This is a genomic window from Arthrobacter sp. SIMBA_036 (assembly GCF_046535135.1).
Classification (GTDB): Bacteria; Actinomycetota; Actinomycetes; order Actinomycetales; family Micrococcaceae; genus Arthrobacter.
Genome location: NZ_JAWRXG010000416.1, coordinates 1 through 241, shown reverse-complemented (window position 1 = coordinate 241; position 241 = coordinate 1). Strand labels below are relative to the sequence as shown.

General features: G+C 66.4%; 1 pseudogene. It reads right to left on the bottom strand.

The window, feature by feature from the left end:
• Positions 1-241, bottom strand: a pseudogene (locus SB659_RS20365) (IS3 family transposase); the annotation flags it as partial.

Below are 241 nucleotides of genomic sequence, written 5' to 3'. Positions count from 1 at the left end.
GACGGCAGCCAGCATCACGTCGCGCACCACATCACCACTATGGCCGCCAGTCGTCGCCGCCCAGCTAATCGCTTCCCGGTCGCAGCAGTCCAGGGCGAACGTGACGCGCAGCGGTGTGCCATCGTCGCACCGGAACTCAAAGCCATCGGAGCACCAGCGGGTGTTGCTTCGGTCAACAGCAACACGACCGCCATGCCGTCGAGTGTCTCGTCGCACGCCGGGGCGCCGCAGCAGCAACTGA